This window comes from Thermosynechococcus sp. OHK43, from assembly GCF_014466085.1.
Lineage (GTDB): Bacteria > Cyanobacteriota > Cyanobacteriia > Thermosynechococcales > Thermosynechococcaceae > Thermosynechococcus.
In genome coordinates, this window is the sequence record NZ_JACOMP010000176.1 from 1 (window position 1) to 14,499 (window position 14,499).

Annotated in this window: 15 protein-coding genes, 2 tRNA genes and 1 pseudogene; 6 read left to right on the forward strand and 12 right to left on the reverse strand. The window is 53.7% G+C overall.

Features of this window, described 5'->3' with window-relative positions; translation table 11 throughout:
* Together H8Q75_RS07450 and nblR are read right to left on the reverse strand one after the other, a co-directional pair.
* Positions 1-239: pseudogene (locus H8Q75_RS07450) on the reverse strand (DUF192 domain-containing protein); the annotation flags it as partial.
* The gene (nblR, locus tag H8Q75_RS07455) at positions 220-909 is read right to left on the reverse strand and encodes a response regulator transcription factor NblR (protein WP_024125462.1); all 690 of its coding nucleotides are present in this window, start codon (positions 907-909) and stop codon (positions 220-222) included. The gene nblR and the pseudogene H8Q75_RS07450, both read right to left, overlap by 20 nt.
* Positions 910-974: 65 nt before the next feature.
* Between nblR and H8Q75_RS07460 the strand changes: the two genes are divergently transcribed.
* The 3 genes from H8Q75_RS07460 (at position 975) to frr (ending at position 2,364) form a co-directional block, all read left to right on the forward strand.
* Positions 975-1,048, forward strand: a tRNA-Arg gene (locus H8Q75_RS07460).
* A gap of 52 nt (positions 1,049-1,100) precedes the next feature.
* A complete protein-coding gene (pyrH, locus tag H8Q75_RS07465; protein WP_024125461.1) occupies positions 1,101-1,829 on the forward strand; it encodes a UMP kinase in 729 nt (242 codons plus the stop codon).
* A complete protein-coding gene (gene frr / locus H8Q75_RS07470) occupies positions 1,816-2,364 on the forward strand; it encodes a ribosome recycling factor (RefSeq protein WP_024125460.1) in 549 nt (182 codons plus the stop codon). Before pyrH ends, frr begins: the two co-directional genes overlap by 14 nt.
* A gap of 1 nt (position 2,365) precedes the next feature.
* On the opposite strand, the gene H8Q75_RS07475 is transcribed toward frr, so the two are convergent.
* The 3 genes from H8Q75_RS07475 to H8Q75_RS07485 are packed head-to-tail and all read right to left on the reverse strand — an operon-like array spanning position 2,366 to position 4,992.
* Positions 2,366-3,004 carry a histidine phosphatase family protein gene (locus H8Q75_RS07475; RefSeq protein WP_024125459.1) on the reverse strand — a complete coding sequence of 213 codons (639 nt, stop codon included), beginning with the start codon at positions 3,002-3,004 and terminating at the stop codon, positions 2,366-2,368.
* A gap of 52 nt (positions 3,005-3,056) precedes the next feature.
* Positions 3,057-4,226, reverse strand: coding sequence for a SpoIID/LytB domain-containing protein (locus H8Q75_RS07480; RefSeq protein ID WP_297041015.1), 1,170 nt, complete (start codon positions 4,224-4,226; stop codon positions 3,057-3,059).
* Positions 4,227-4,263: 37 nt separating this feature from the next.
* Positions 4,264-4,992 carry an HpsJ family protein gene (locus H8Q75_RS07485; protein WP_024125457.1) on the reverse strand — a complete coding sequence of 243 codons (729 nt, stop codon included), beginning with the start codon at positions 4,990-4,992 and terminating at the stop codon, positions 4,264-4,266.
* Positions 4,993-5,203: 211 nt separating this feature from the next.
* Between H8Q75_RS07485 and glmU the strand changes: the two genes are divergently transcribed.
* Positions 5,204-6,553: a bifunctional UDP-N-acetylglucosamine diphosphorylase/glucosamine-1-phosphate N-acetyltransferase GlmU gene (glmU, locus tag H8Q75_RS07490; protein ID WP_024125456.1), complete on the forward strand. Its 1,350-nt coding sequence runs from the start codon at positions 5,204-5,206 to the stop codon at positions 6,551-6,553.
* On the opposite strand, the gene H8Q75_RS07495 is transcribed toward glmU, so the two are convergent.
* From H8Q75_RS07495 to H8Q75_RS07525, 7 genes are all read right to left on the reverse strand, one after another.
* Positions 6,550-6,882: a hypothetical protein gene (locus H8Q75_RS07495; protein ID WP_024125455.1), complete on the reverse strand. Its 333-nt coding sequence runs from the start codon at positions 6,880-6,882 to the stop codon at positions 6,550-6,552. The genes glmU and H8Q75_RS07495 overlap by 4 nt on opposite strands.
* A 71-nt stretch (positions 6,883-6,953) precedes the next feature.
* A tRNA-Val gene (locus H8Q75_RS07500) sits at positions 6,954-7,025 on the reverse strand.
* A gap of 51 nt (positions 7,026-7,076) precedes the next feature.
* The gene (gene pyrF, locus H8Q75_RS07505) at positions 7,077-7,781 is read right to left on the reverse strand and encodes an orotidine-5'-phosphate decarboxylase (RefSeq protein WP_024125454.1); all 705 of its coding nucleotides are present in this window, start codon (positions 7,779-7,781) and stop codon (positions 7,077-7,079) included.
* Positions 7,782-7,805: 24 nt separating this feature from the next.
* Entirely contained in the window at positions 7,806-8,402 is a 597-nt protein-coding gene (locus H8Q75_RS07510; protein WP_297041016.1) for a DUF3611 family protein, read from the reverse strand.
* 28 nt (positions 8,403-8,430) lie between these two features.
* Positions 8,431-9,267, reverse strand: a complete 837-nt coding sequence (locus tag H8Q75_RS07515; RefSeq protein ID WP_041429206.1) for a sulfurtransferase — start codon at positions 9,265-9,267, stop codon at positions 8,431-8,433.
* A gap of 6 nt (positions 9,268-9,273) precedes the next feature.
* Entirely contained in the window at positions 9,274-10,425 is a 1,152-nt protein-coding gene (locus tag H8Q75_RS07520; protein ID WP_041429804.1) for an NAD-dependent epimerase/dehydratase family protein, read from the reverse strand.
* Positions 10,426-10,518: 93 nt separating this feature from the next.
* Positions 10,519-11,532, reverse strand: coding sequence for a hypothetical protein (locus H8Q75_RS07525; RefSeq protein WP_024125450.1), 1,014 nt, complete (start codon positions 11,530-11,532; stop codon positions 10,519-10,521).
* 486 nt (positions 11,533-12,018) lie between these two features.
* Between H8Q75_RS07525 and H8Q75_RS07530 the strand changes: the two genes are divergently transcribed.
* Together H8Q75_RS07530 and H8Q75_RS07535 are read left to right on the forward strand one after the other, a co-directional pair.
* A complete protein-coding gene (locus tag H8Q75_RS07530) occupies positions 12,019-13,695 on the forward strand; it encodes a DUF3685 domain-containing protein (RefSeq protein WP_024125448.1) in 1,677 nt (558 codons plus the stop codon).
* Positions 13,696-13,961: 266 nt separating this feature from the next.
* The coding region (locus tag H8Q75_RS07535; RefSeq protein ID WP_297041017.1) for an iron uptake porin at positions 13,962-14,499 on the forward strand (538 nt) is incomplete at its 3' end.

A 14,499-nucleotide genomic window follows, 5' to 3' on the forward strand; every position in this document is an offset into this window, starting at 1 on the left:
AATTGGGGACGAAACATCAAGCCCAACTGCTGCTGGGCTGGCGTGCGCGCCACTTCCAATTGAATCCAGGTATCGTGAATGCGCGCCTTCGCCGTAATGGGTAGATATTGCGGAACGGCGCGAACCATTGGAGGCGGGGTTGCCGGATCCCCTTGGCTCCGGTTTTGACACCCTAGCAGAAACCCCAAGGTCACCAATGCCAGAACCAGCCAGCGTAACTTAGGCTTCACGGAGAACATAGCCCACTCCTCGCACTGTGTGAATCAACCGTTTTTCACCATCGGGTTCAATCTTCAACCGCAGGTAACGAATATAGACTTCAATGACGTTGGATTCACCCAAAAAGTCATAGCCCCAGACGTTTTCTAAAATTTGCTCACGGGTGAGGACTTCGCGGGGGTGCTCCATGAGAAACTTCAGCAGTTCATATTCCTTCATGGTAAGGTCGATGATCCGCCCATTGCGCTCTGCTCGCCGCGTCAACAAATCGAGGGTCAAATTATCAAATCGCAACACCTCACTTTGAGTTACCGGTGGCTTCAGGTAGAGCTGAATCATCTGGAGAAAAGACTTGGGACTGTAGGGCAGCAATAGATAATCATCAGCCCCTGACTCCAGGACAGCGACCCGATCTTCGAGGCGATCGCTCTCCAGCATTAGTAGAATCGGCAGACTGATCCCCTGCTGACGCAGCTGCTGGCACAACTCCATACTGTTGAGCCGCCCCAAATAGCGATCCATGATAATCAAGGCAGGCTGCCATTCAGCACAGGCCAAGTGACATTCTTTTTCTGTTGTCGCAATCACTGGATCGTAACCCGCTGCCTGAAGGTCTTGCCCCATGCGTTGCGACAGGTGGTTGTCAGCGCAGACCAAAAGCAAACGAGAAGGAGGAGAAGTTAGATCCATCGGCATCGTCCTAACTAGCCAGATATTATCTTCAGCTTATGCCGTGTGGGAAAATATTGAAAAATGCGCCCGTAGCTCAGCGGAATAGAGCACTCGCCTTCTAAGCGATTGGTCGTTGGTTCGAGTCCAACCGGGCGCGTCTAACCTGCTATCGTTGATGGGGAGCGTATTGGAGTGCAAGAATCCTCGCAATGAATCCTAAATATCGCCGCGTATTGCTCAAATTGAGCGGTGAAGCCCTCATGGGCGACCTGAACTACGGCATTGATCCAAAAGTGGTGCAGGCATTTGCCAGTGAAATTGCTCAGGTGGTGCAGGCGGGAGTTCAAACCGCTATTGTGGTGGGAGGTGGCAATATCTTTCGTGGCATGAAAGGAGCGGCGGCTGGCATGGATCGGGCAACCGCAGACTACATCGGTATGATTGCCACGGTTATGAATGCCATGACCCTTCAGGATGCCCTTGAACAGATGAACGTGCCCACACGAGTGCAAACTGCGATCGCCATGCAGGAGGTGGCCGAACCCTATATTCGCCGCCGTGCCATTCGTCACCTGGAAAAGGGAAGGGTGGTGATCTTTGGGGCAGGGTCAGGCAATCCCTTTTTTACCACGGACACAACCGCGGCCCTGCGCGCTGCCGAAATTGATGCCGAAGTGATCTTCAAAGCCACTAAGGTCGATGGCGTCTATGACGCTGATCCCCACAAAAATCCTAACGCGCGTCGCTACCGTAGTCTCACCTACACCCATGCCCTCACCCATAACTTGGCAGTGATGGACAGTACAGCGATCGCCCTGTGTAAAGATAATGATATCCCCATTATTGTGTTTAGCTTAGAAACAGCCGGTAACATCTACCGCGCCTTGACTGGGGAACCCATTGGTACGATGGTTGGAGGCTCCTGTGAAATTAGCTGATGTCGAAGAGCGGATGCAAAAATCGGTTGAAGCAACCCAGCATGACTTCAATAGCATTCGCACGGGTCGCGCCAACGCGGCGTTATTAGACCGGGTGATGGTGGACTACTACGGCACTGAAACTCCCCTGCGCTCCTTGGCCAATATCTCCACCCCCGATGCGACCACAATTTTGATTCAGCCCTACGATCGCTCCACATTGGCCAGCATTGAAAAAGCCATTCAACTCTCTGACTTGGGCTTGACGCCCAACAACGATGGCTCTAGCGTCCGCCTCAACATTCCACCCTTAACCACGGAGCGACGCAAAGAATTGGTGAAAACCGCCGCCAAAATTGCCGAAGGGGGCAAAGTAGCGATTCGCAACATCCGCCGCGATGCTATTGATCACATCAAAAAGGCGGGTAAAGCCGGCGAGCTCACCGAAGATGAAGTCAAGGATTTGCAAGAGAAAGTGCAAAAGCTCACCGACAAATACATCGGCAAAATTGACGCCCTCCTTGCCGAGAAAGAAAAGGATATTATGACCGTATAGGTTAGGTGCCCGGCAGGTGCCGCAGTTCTGGACTCAGGTGCGATCGCTCCGCCAGAGCAAGGAGCAGTGGTCCACGGGAGGTATACTCCACAACACTGACACTGGCCACTGGGGCAGCAATGCGATCGCGAAACCGTCCCACATCAATACCCAGAAGGCCACAGAGCATAATCCGAATGGTGGCTTTGTGGGAAACAAGCAGAACATTGCCGTCGGGATACTCCCGTTCAATTTCTAAGAGGACGGCATTACTGCGGTAGTAGATGTCAATCCCCCGCTCACCCCCTGTGGGGGCATTCCAGCCCGGATCCGCCAGCCAGCGCACATAGTCATCGTGAAACTTGGCATTCACCTCTTCCGGAGAGAGGCCTTCCCACTGACCATAGTGAATTTCCCGCAGACCGTCGCGGATCTGCATCTGGAGACCCAGGCGATCGCACAGGGGCTGTGCCGTGGCTCGAGTTCGCACCATTGGGCTGACAAAGACTGCCTGCCAAGACAACTGGGCATAGTGCTCGGCAAACGCTTCAGCCATCGCTAGGCCAGCATCCGTCAAGGGTGGATCCAGTTCTCCACAGTAGGCATTGGCACGACTAAAGCTAGTTTGCCCGTGGCGCAAGAAATAGAGTGTTAAGACCACAACCTTGACTCCATACCGCTAGGGGCAGCATAGTCGAGGGACATAAAGCTCGTCAACGCTCAGTTGTGTCCAATACACTCAATGTAACGCCTTGGTAATAATGCCCTAAAATTTGGTCGTAGGTGTAACCCTGCAAGGCCATACCGTAGGCCCCCCATTGACTCATGCCCAGGCCATGGCCGTGACCCCGTCCAGTAATTGTAAAAGCCACTGGCACACTTTGAGCCCTTTGGCTGGCCACATTGCCATATTCTGGTGTGATCGTCAGTAGGGTACTGCGCAGTCCCAACGCGCGCCGTAGTTCACTGCCAGAAATTGTGCGGCTACCGGCTGTGCCCACCACTTGCACTGACATGACTCGCCCTTGGGGGGTCAATTGTAAGGGGCGAAAGCCAACAATTGAACCAATACCGGGGAGGCGTTGCTGCAGTTGTGCGGCTGTAAAACGAACCGTCCATTGAAAGTTGGGGGAGACTTGGTCAAAGTCAGGGGTACCCCGCAGGTAGGGAATCACAGTTTGCCAAAGGTCTTCTGAATTTTCTGTGTGCCCGCCAGAGGAGGCATGAAAGAGCGCTTCAATAATTCGGCCATTGTAGGTCAGCACTTGACCGCGGGTAGCGGCAACGGCGGCTAGGGTACTGGCGGTTTCTGAACTGACCCCCCCATACACCTGATGAGTAACGGTGGCACCCACATCAAAAAGGCTGCCCGGCCGACGGCGGGCGCGATCGCGCCGAAAGAGAACAAAGGAACGGGAAGCCACTGCTTGGGCTTTGAGGGCTTCTAGCGGCCAAGAGGGATACATTTCCTTACCCACTACACTGGGCAGATACGCCTCTAAATCCACAAGATTGATGGCGAGAATCCCCTCATTGGTACTTACCAATTGCAACCGCCCGCGATACCAGCGATCGCCCACTCGCACGAGGCCATTGTCTCGAGGTTCGAGGAAAACTTGCCGGCCATGCACACCCCCTGCTTGTAGGCCAGCCCCTGTGAGGACAGCGGTAATACTCTGCTGCGGTGCCACTGTCAGGACCCGACCCACCTCATCCCGTAATTGCGCTGGGGTGGAGCTACTAATTGTTACTTGACGCACCCGATCCAAAACCGCGACCCGCAATTCCACTGCTGCGGCCGTCAGTTGTAGGAGCAAACTGATCAAGCAGCCAAGACCCACCGACTGCGACAGAAAGCGCCAAGGCACGATGAGGTAAACCATAGTTCACTCCTCAGGTAGGTGGCAATGGTAACAATGCCTAGCGGTGCTCGCGCAGACCACTCCAACCAATGGTAATAAAGCCCACTGCCAATAGAAAACTACGAATGCCTACCCTTAAACGATTCAAAAAAGCTTCCTGTTGTGCCCGATTGACCGCTTCCTGTTGTTGACTGCGGATGCGCTCCCGTGCCTGACCCGCTTGTTTGTCGAGGGCTTGGGGGTCTTTTTGTAACTGCTCAAGAATCGCCCGTTGATCGGGAGGCAGTTGATTGCTTTTCAGGAGTTGCTGCAATTGACCGCTACTGGCCAGTTGTTTGATTTGTTGCTGTTCCTGCTCCAGCCGAATTTCTGCCTGTGCCGCCTCTTGATTGATTTGGTTGACCGCCTGTTCCGTAATTTGGCCTGTAATGGATAGGTAGAGAGGAATCGCCAGCAGGCACAGTAATCCCAGCAAACTCGAGAGGACAAAAACCCAAAATCGCCAATCCTTCAGGGCAGGTTCCCCTGGCTCCGGCTGCGTAGCACTCCCAGAGACCGCTTGAATCCAAAAGCCAGTGTAGATAAAGACAAACCCAATCAAGGGGGTGGCGCCGCGGTCAATGAATTGGTTGACAACCGTGAGTTGCCACTGGCTGTTATTGAACTGGGGAGTAATAAAGAGAATACCCCACTCGACCAAAAAGGTGAGGAGTAGGATAATTCCCACCAGTTTTAGGAACTGAGCTGCCAAGGGGACAGGTCGCTTGGTTGATTTTGAAGCGGTCATGGACGGTGAGTGACTCGTCAACTACTGCATCAACCTTACTGGATTTTGGTGCGCTTGATTCATCTTAGGGGCATTGACTCGCCCGTGGGGCTGCTATCTTTGGCTACCGCAACCTTGGTATACTCCAATTGTGGATGGCGCTGATGCTGGGCGGCTTCCCCCCGGGAGTGCCAGTTCGCCATCCCTTTGCTCATTGAGGCACAACAAATCCATGGTCATTGTGGCAGTCTTAGCGGCAGGACGAGGCACACGGATGAAATCCTCACTGCCAAAAGTTCTCCACCCCTTAGGTGGGCGATCGCTGGTGGGCTGGGTTTTACACCAAGTTCAATCTCTGCAACCGCAACGGCAGTTTGTGATCATTGGCTATGGGGGAGAGGCCGTCCGTGCCGCTTTAGCGGATCAGCCCCACGTGGAATTTGTCGAGCAGCGGGAACAGTTGGGAACAGGTCATGCTGTGCAGCAGCTTTTGCCCTACCTCAAGGACTATGAAGGCCATCTTTTGGTGCTCAATGGCGATGTGCCCCTATTGCGTGGTCAAACACTGGCACACTTGCTCGCAGTTCACCAGAAACACAACAATGCGGCCACTATTTTAACGGCACAAATTCCCAACCCCCAAGGCTATGGCCGCGTGATTTGCGACAGTCAGAATATGCTGAAGCAAATTATTGAGGATCGTGACTGCACCACAGCCCAAAAGCAAAACCGCCGCATTAATGCTGGGGTGTATTGTTTCCATTGGCCCCAACTTGCTGCTGTGTTGCCCCATCTCCAGTCCAATAATGATCAGCAGGAATACTACCTGACCGATGCCGTCAATGCCCTAAGTCCTGTGATGGCAGTGGACGTGGAAGACTATGAGGAGATTTTGGGCGTCAACGATCGCGTGCAGTTGGCGACAGCCTATCAAGTGCTCCAAAATCGAATCAAAAAAGCTTGGATGCAGGCGGGGGTGACCCTAATTGACCCGGCCAGTATCACGATTGAGGATACCGTTGAGCTAGCACCGGATGTGGTGATTGAACCCCAAACTCACCTGCGCGGCCAAACCCGTATTGGCAGTGGCAGCATTATTGGCCCCGGCACCTTGATTGAAAATAGTGTCATTGGCGAACGGGTGACCGCTCGCTATGCCGTGATTACCGACAGTGAGATTGGCGAGGATACCCAAGTAGGGCCTTTTGCCCACATCCGCCAGCAAAGTGTGGTTGCCGATCACTGCCGCATTGGCAACTTTGTGGAGCTAAAAAAAGCGCAGTTGGGCAGTGACACCAAGGCCTCCCACTTGTCCTACCTGGGGGATGCCACCTTGGGCGATCGCGTCAATATCGGGGCAGGAACAATCACCGCCAACTACGATGGTGTTCGCAAACACCCCACCCATATTGGTAGCGGCACCAAGACAGGGGCTAACAGTGTTTTAGTGGCACCAGTAACCCTTGGTAACAATGTCACAGTAGCGGCGGGTTCGACCGTCACAGAAGATGTACCGGATAATGCCCTTGTCATTGCCCGCTGTCGTCAAGTGGTCAAACCCAACTGGGAACCCAAAGCTTAGCCCACTCCACAGCAGGGTTCAATGCCCAGTCGCCGCAGGAGCAGATCACTCACCGCATTGGCAACCGCAAACTCGCTATAGAAGCTTTGGGAAAAATCAAACTCTTGCAACTCCGTGACCAAGGCCAAGAGAATGCCCCCAAGATCGTGCTCCCCTTCCAGCCGCTGACGGCGGTACACTTGAGCTGCCCGCTGGGCAATCACCAGATTCACAGCTTCCGGTAAATACTCGGTATTGAGCCAATTGAGAAGGGCTGCCTCCAACCATTCCGCCTCCGCAGTGCAGTCACCACAGGGGGGAAGCTGAATCGGCGGAATTGGGGTATCCATGGCAGAGTCCTAAACTCGTCTAATGAAGTCCAATGAAGTTGATCTTATAACTTGTAACTGGCAACGAGCAATGGGCGATACTGGATTCGAACCAGTGACCCCTTCCGTGTGAAGGAAGTGCGCTACCACTGTGCTAATCGCCCTAGTTCAGCAACTTCTAATCATATCTTGGTTTGCAGGCTTTTGTAAATTGCTTAAACAAGGCTGCAGCAAATTTCATCAAAGGCTGCGGCGGGATCCGCTGCTTGTAAAATCGGGCGGCCAATGACAAGGTAAGAGGCACCGGCAGCAAAGGCAGCATTAGGCGTCAGGGATCGCGCTTGATCGCCCGTTGCGCTACCAAGGGGGCGAATCCCCGGACAAATTCTCAAGAAATCCTCGCCCCAGCGTTGTTTCACCCGTGCAGCTTCCTGCGGTGAGCAGACAATGCCCGCCAGTCCTGCTTGATGGGCAAGACTAGCCATGCGCTCTACATAGGTAGCCGGATCAAGGGGAATTTGGAGTTCCTGCTGCAGGGTGTCTGCGCCAATGCTGGTGAGCAATGTGACACCAATGAGTTGAGTGGCGCTTTCCCTGAGAGCTGCCTGAGCAGTTTTCAGACCGACTAAGCCAGTGGCAGTGTGGATGGTTACAAAGTCCACCCCATAGGGAGCGATCGCTCGTGCGGCGGCCGCTACCGTATTGGGAATATCATGAAGCTTTAGATCGAGAAAGATACGCTTCCCCTGATCCTTGAGGACATCAAGAATAATCGGCCCACTGGCGCAAAAGAGTTCTAGCCCCACTTTCCAAAATTGCACTTGGGGCAGCCTGTGGATAGTGGCGATCGCTACCTCCAAATTGGGCACATCCAAAGCCACAATAATTTTGCTAGCAACAGCCGCTTGAGAATTAAACAAGTCTCGTGGATCTCCTCAGATCATTCACACTGGACGGCGCACACAGCGCAACAACCACAGCGCCACAATAATACCCGTCAACTGAGCAGCAATCGTGTTCACCTTCGCCTGAATTACAAAAATCTCCAACGGCTCAATCAATACATTAGTGGCATAGACCGCTGCCCCTTGGGGAATGGACAACACCTTGAGTAATAACATCCCGACATTCCACTCTGCGGCGGCCACGGTAAAAATCATGCCAGCGATATTTACCCAAAGACCAATATTCAAGCTGCGGATCACGTGCTCCTTAGTTGGGCGCTTTTCTGGTTGATCCAAGCGTCGGCCCAGTTGCGGATAGCGATAGCAGCAGTAAATACTCACACCCAAAAACACTAGGCCAACAATCGCCAACACTAAGCCCAGGGTGGGACTGTTCATGCCGTTTTGCAGACGATTGATATTAAATTGGCGGCTAAAGATAACAATAATAATAATCAACAGCGAGACAAAGCCAAGGACGACCTGGATCCAAAAGCCAATCCAGCCAAAGCGTTGCAGTTCACGGCCAAGACGGTGGAGCGGTTGGGTAGTACCTCGATGGGACGGCGGGGGAGCATTACCGGGAAGACGTTCCATAGCCAAGTGAGGAAGAGGGCTTAGGCTATCATAGCGAACGGTTGTTAGGTGCCGTCAAATAGGAACACCAATCGCTCCAACTGCCTGCATAGAGTTTGGTTTGATGCAGGCCAGCGATCGCCAGCCCCAAAATATCCACACAGGCCGTTACCCCCGATCCACAATAGACAATAATTTGCTTAGCCCTAGCCAAGGGCTGCCAGTGGGCTTGCAGTTCCGCAACCGATTTGAGTCGCCCCTGCTCATTGGCGATGGCCTGCCATGGATAGTTCACCGCTCCGGGAATATGACCCGCTATCGGATCAATGGGTTCAATTTCACCGCGATAGCGACGGGGTTCGCGGGCATCCACAATCACCGTTTGGGGGTCGCCTTGAGCAGCAATCACAGCAGCGCGATCCACTACCCACTCAGGATGAGGCTGGGGCTTGAAGTTTCCCTGCCGAGGCGGTGGCACAAGGCTCGTGATGGCATGGCCCGCTGCTACATAGGTGCGATAGCCACCATCGAGGACCGCCACGCGATCGTGTCCCAACCAGCGCAAGAGCCACCAGCAGCGAGCAGCATAGGCAAACCGCGAATCATCATAGGCCACCACTAGCGTTTCTGGAGTGACCCCCATTTGGTTGAGCCGTACTGCTAATTTCTCGGGATCGGGCAAAGGATGACGCCCGCCATGTTCTTGCCGGGGGCTAGAGAGATCCTGCTCTAGGTCAAGATAATAAGCGCCCGGTAGGTGTCCCTGGGCATACTCCCGTTGCCCCCGCGTCGTGTCCATAAGGTCAAAGCGGCAGTCCACAATCACAACGCTTGGATCTGCCAAATGCTCAGCCAGCCAAGACGCCGTTACAGCATAGGGAGTCATCACAGCTTAGGCGCGCCACTTCACTTTCGGGAGAATGTGGTTGACATCCACCCGGTCTTTGTATTTGATGGCAAAGTTCAAGAGTGAGTCAAGGAGGGAATCCGACAGATAGTGGGGCTGTAGTCCCAAATCCAGCAGCTTGGTGTTTTTGGCGTTGAAGTAGTGCTCTTCTTTTTCAACGCGGGGGTTTTCGAGGTGTTGGATTTCCACCTTGAGGCCAAGGGCTTTACCCGCTTCTTGGACCTTGTGGGCAAGGTCACCGACACTAAATTGTTCGGTGAATTGGTTAAGGACGCGGAATTCACCCGGCGCTGCTGGATTGTTAACGGCCAACTCAATACAGCGCACCGTATCGCGAATGTCTAAGAAACCGCGAGTTTGCCCCCCCTTGCCATAAACCGTCAGTGGATGGCCAATGGCAGCTTGAATGCAGAAGCGATTGAGGGCGGTGCCAAAGATACCGTCGTAGTCAAGGCGGTTAATCAACAGTTCATCCATGCCCGTTTCTTCGGTGAGGACGCCATAAACCACCCCTTGGTTCAAATCGGTGGCTCGCAAGCCCCAGGTGCGGCAGGCAAAGTGGATATTGTGACTATCGTGAACTTTACTGAGGTGATAGAAGCTACCGGGCTGCTTGGGATAGGGCAATGTATCTTTGCGACCATTGTGTTCAATGGTGATGTAGCCCTCTTCAATGTCAATGTTGGGGGTGCCGTATTCACCCATCGTACCCAGTTTGACAAGATGGCAGTCGGGATTGTGGGTATGGATGGCGTACAGCAGGTTGAGGGTGCCGACAACGTTATTGACTTGGGTGAAGACGGCGTGTTCACGATCAATCATGGAGTAAGGGGCAGAGCGCTGTTCACCAAAGTGGACAATTGCCTCCGGCTGAAACTCGAGCATGGCGCGCTCAAGGAAGTGATAGTTACAAATATCGCCAATATAAAGGCCAATCCTTTTGCCAGTGAGATCCTGCCAGCGTTGCAGACGGTGCTGAATGGGGGCGATCGGCGTGAGGGTTTCCACACAAAGTTCAGCATCCCAATGCCGCCGAATTAGGCTATCCAAAATTGCAACATCATGACCCCGATTCGAAAGGTACAGGGCTGTCGCCCAGCCACAATAGCCATCACCGCCAATTACAAGGACTCTCATGCTAACCGTGCTCAAATCAATAACTACTCCGCCAGCCATAACATGGCTTCCATACCACGTTACCAGTAATGGGGACTTCGTTGATCCACTGGCTTAGAATTCAGGGGGAGAATTGGGGCCACGAGTTTCACCCTCAGAAAAGATATGTACTTTAACGGTTTGTCCCGCCAGGTCAATTTGCACAATATCGCCAGAGAGAAAATCTAGGGCCTCTAATAGCGCCTGTAATTGTGGCGTGCTGGCACCCGTTTCTTGGTAGAGGCGATCGCTCAGATGGCTGAGGCGCTGCCAGGTGGTATAAAGCCGAGCAATGGTACTTTCCAGTTGCGCTGCCTGCTGCAGGAGATCGACAACGGTTTGTAGTTGCTCAAGGCGCTGGGCTTCGATCAGGACCTGTTCCAAGTCCACCGGGTGAGCGTTGAGGGCTTGAATTTGGGGGGCGGCCTCAAGATAGCGGCTGAGTTGGCGAGCTGTTGCCGTGATTTCCTTAATAGTTTCCACGCTGGGGTCGCTAGCGAGGGCTTGGGAGAGTTCCTGCTGCTGCTGGGGGGGAAGCTTTTCTAGCTCTTTGACCAGGGGGGCGAGGTAGCGGGGGGCAAGGGTGCGATCGCTGGCCTTTTGGCGTACCACTGGCGGTAGAAAAGCAGAGTGCAGGGCAGTCCATTCCTCTTGCAGTTGACGCACTTCGCGGTGGGTAATGCGATCGCCAGCTGCTGCTGCTTGGGTAATCAGGGCCTGCACCTCGGGATCCGCTGCGGCAGTTTCCAAAAAGGCGCGTTTACTAAAACGAGAAATGGCTTCAGGGGGTAGGGGGCGTTCCTTGAGCAATTCATCGGCGCGATCGGCCAACTGCATCAAATCATAGGCACGGCGTTTACTAATCTCCTGTTCCTGGAGCCACTGCCGAAAGCCGATGCCCTGCTCATCTCCTTGACGGCGATAGCGATCGCGCACTGTCCGTAGAATTTGCCCCCGCCAGATCTCCGTTTGCAGGTCAAAGCGCTCACACACCTGCCACGCTTGGCGCACCTGTTGGAAAAATTCCTCCTCAGACAGGGGGGCATCTGCAGCCGGAATCGGCAAAACAAAGTCAGGCGTTGGCTCCATCGGTCGGAGAAAACCACAGCTTCAGCAGTATAGCCTATTGCCCACAGGGGCGATAACCACCCTACCTTCTGAAGGGTTAGGAGAAAAAACCATGATGGCTGTAGCCTTGGAAACAGAGATCAGGCATCTCACCCCTGCCCCTGACTGAGCTCAAGAAGAGATAGCAATCGGAATCGCAGGCCAACGTTTTTTGACTATCGCCAGATTCCAACCCCTCAGGAATATCTACTCATTAACCCAAAGCGCCCCTGTGTCGAGCAATACGTGCGGCAAGCTGAAAATCAATGGCTGCTAACGGTTTGGCAAGGAATTTCCCAGAAACTACCGCTGCCCTCCCTCCAGATAGCCCTAAAGATCTCCATGCTGGCGTTGAGTTAAGTGGGTGCCAAACATTGTGGAATTGTTTATCAGGGGGGTTCTCGGTCAATATCTGAATAGTCCTGAATAGTCCCTTACCACCCCCACCAAAGTCTCCACCAAAGGCCCATGACTCCTACCACTGCTGATGCCTCCCCGACTTTTGGCCTGATTATTGTCGAAGGAGAAGATGTTATCCGCCTTGGCCTCTGGACAGGCATTCGACAGCAGTTGGGAATTGAGCCGCTGGTCTTTCACGATGGCCACAGCCTAATCACCTATCTGGAAAACACGCCCCTCGATGAGGAACGCACGCCTTGGATTGTTCTCTGTGATGCCCAACTCACGGTCAATGATGCCACCACCCCTTGGCTGTGGCAGTGGCTGAAACAACACTATCCTGCCCTGCGGATCATTCTCACCGTCCGACCCGCTGCCCTTGAGTTAGTCTCCCTTGCTCAACAGGCCGCTGTCGAAGGCATTTACCATCGCAATACGGCGCTGAGTGATCTGTTGGCGGGAATTCTGGCCATTGCCCAAGGGGAAATCGTTCACACAGTAACGCCCCCGAAGCCGCCTTTGAGGGTGCTGTTTCCCAATCCGTGGGATCGTTGGCGGTACCAGGTTCTCCAGCAAGGACTGGGGGAAATGGATGCATGGTTGCAGGCTTTGGATCAGCATCTGGGTCGGGCGAGCCTGTCGCCCCTTGAACGGCTTGTGTGTGAAGGCCGCCATCGGGAAATTCGGGCCGCCCGCTGGTTGGTGTCCCGTTTCCTGCCACAGCCAAGTCAAACACCCCTTAGGCCGGTGGCATCCCCCGTGCGTCCGCAGATTGAAATCATTTCCCAACTGGTGGATCGCTGCTTACAACGGCTGCAGTCGGATCTGTTGAACCTAACATCGCAGCCTTTGGAGCTAGAGGTGCTCATCCTCCAACAGCGGCGGGAACTGCTCTATACTATCCTGCGGCAGTGGGATGTCCTGGTGCGCACTCTACAAGCGACACCCCCTAGTATTGAATTTCTGCACCAGCGGGGCAACCCCCTACTACAGGACCTGTGGGAGCAGAGCCTGCGGGAGTTTTTTCGTCCCTATCGTTTTGCCCTCGGCAGTAACGCCGACCTCATTGAGGAATTGCTCACAGAAAGGGAAACCGTGGTCAGCGTGTATCTGAAGCGAATCCCGTTTGTGGCGGAGATGCTGGCTCATTTACTGGTCCAGCAGCCCCTCACCCTCCATCAGCAAACCTATCGCTACGGCACCGCTGCGGCCTTAGAGATCCTCGATGCCCTCCTTGATCACTGGTTGCTCACTATTGCCAATGGCATCGTCTATCCACTCCTGAATCGGTGTTGCTATAGCGCGGTGATTCAGCAGACATTTTTCCAGTCGCAATACATCTCAACGCGGGAAATAGAACGCTTTCGCAACGCTCTCTCTTGGCATTACCGCTGGCAATGTTGGGTCAAGGAACCGCAAAACATCTTTGAAAGTCGCTTGGTTTTACTGCGGCTAACGGAGCGAGGGATTCAGGAACTGGCGCTGACTGTCCCCCGTCAAAAGGAACTGATGCAACTAGAAGGGATTCCCTACGCTCTGACCTTGGCTCTTGAGGCTCGCGATGCTTTAGCCCCCCCAGTGCGTGCAGTGGTGGCTTGGGTCGGCAAGGGGGTGGTCTATCTGCTGACGCAGGTGATTGGTCGCGGTTTGGGGCTGATTGGCCGAGGCATTTTGCAGGGAATTGGTCAATCCGTTGGCAGTGGCTGGAGTCGCGCTGAAGCCCAAAAAAATTCATCTAAACCTTGAAGCAGCCTATTCTTAAACCACTTCTAACCTTGAGATAACCTTGAGCCAACAAATACGGTGTTAGAATTTGGCTGTTAATTAACTATCCCTATCCTTTAGGGGATAGTTTCTATGAGATGCGCTAAAGTCTCTGTCGGTAAGTCTGATAGCTCAGCCTACTAGCAGATGAATAACTTTAGTGCTCATCTCAGTTAAGGCGAACAAAATCTATCTTAGGGATTCATTCCCTAGGAGAAGCTCATTGAGGAGTGAAGGAGTACAGTGTTATGTCCCGTATTTTCCTAGGCTTGGCCTTGGCCTCCCCTGCTGTGTTGTTAGGAACCTTTGTAGGGTCGGCTATGGCAGCCGATACTGTAGCGGCTAATTCTGGTGGTGCACAGTTGCCAGCCCCAACCGCAGCGGCTGAATCCTTAACCCCGCTGCCCCAAAACACGACGTTAATTGCTCAGAACCACGGTAACAAGCTGCCCCTACCCTCGGTGGCGAATCTAAAGGTAGATGATGCTGCCACCTCCACTATGGGGCAAGTGACTTCTGTGTCCCAGCTTTCGGATGTCAGCCCCACCGATTGGGCCTATCAAGCCTTGGCGTCACTGGTAGAGAAATACGGCTGTATTGCCGGCTATCCCGATGGCACTTTCCGGGGTAATCGGGCAGCCACCCGTTATGAAATGGCTGCGGCTTTGAACGCCTGCTTGGACGTAATCAGCGATCGCTTTGCCACCAAGGAAGACCTCGCCACCCTGCGGCGCCTGATGGATGAGTTCAAGGCTGAATTGGCGACCCTGCGCGGTCGGGTAGATA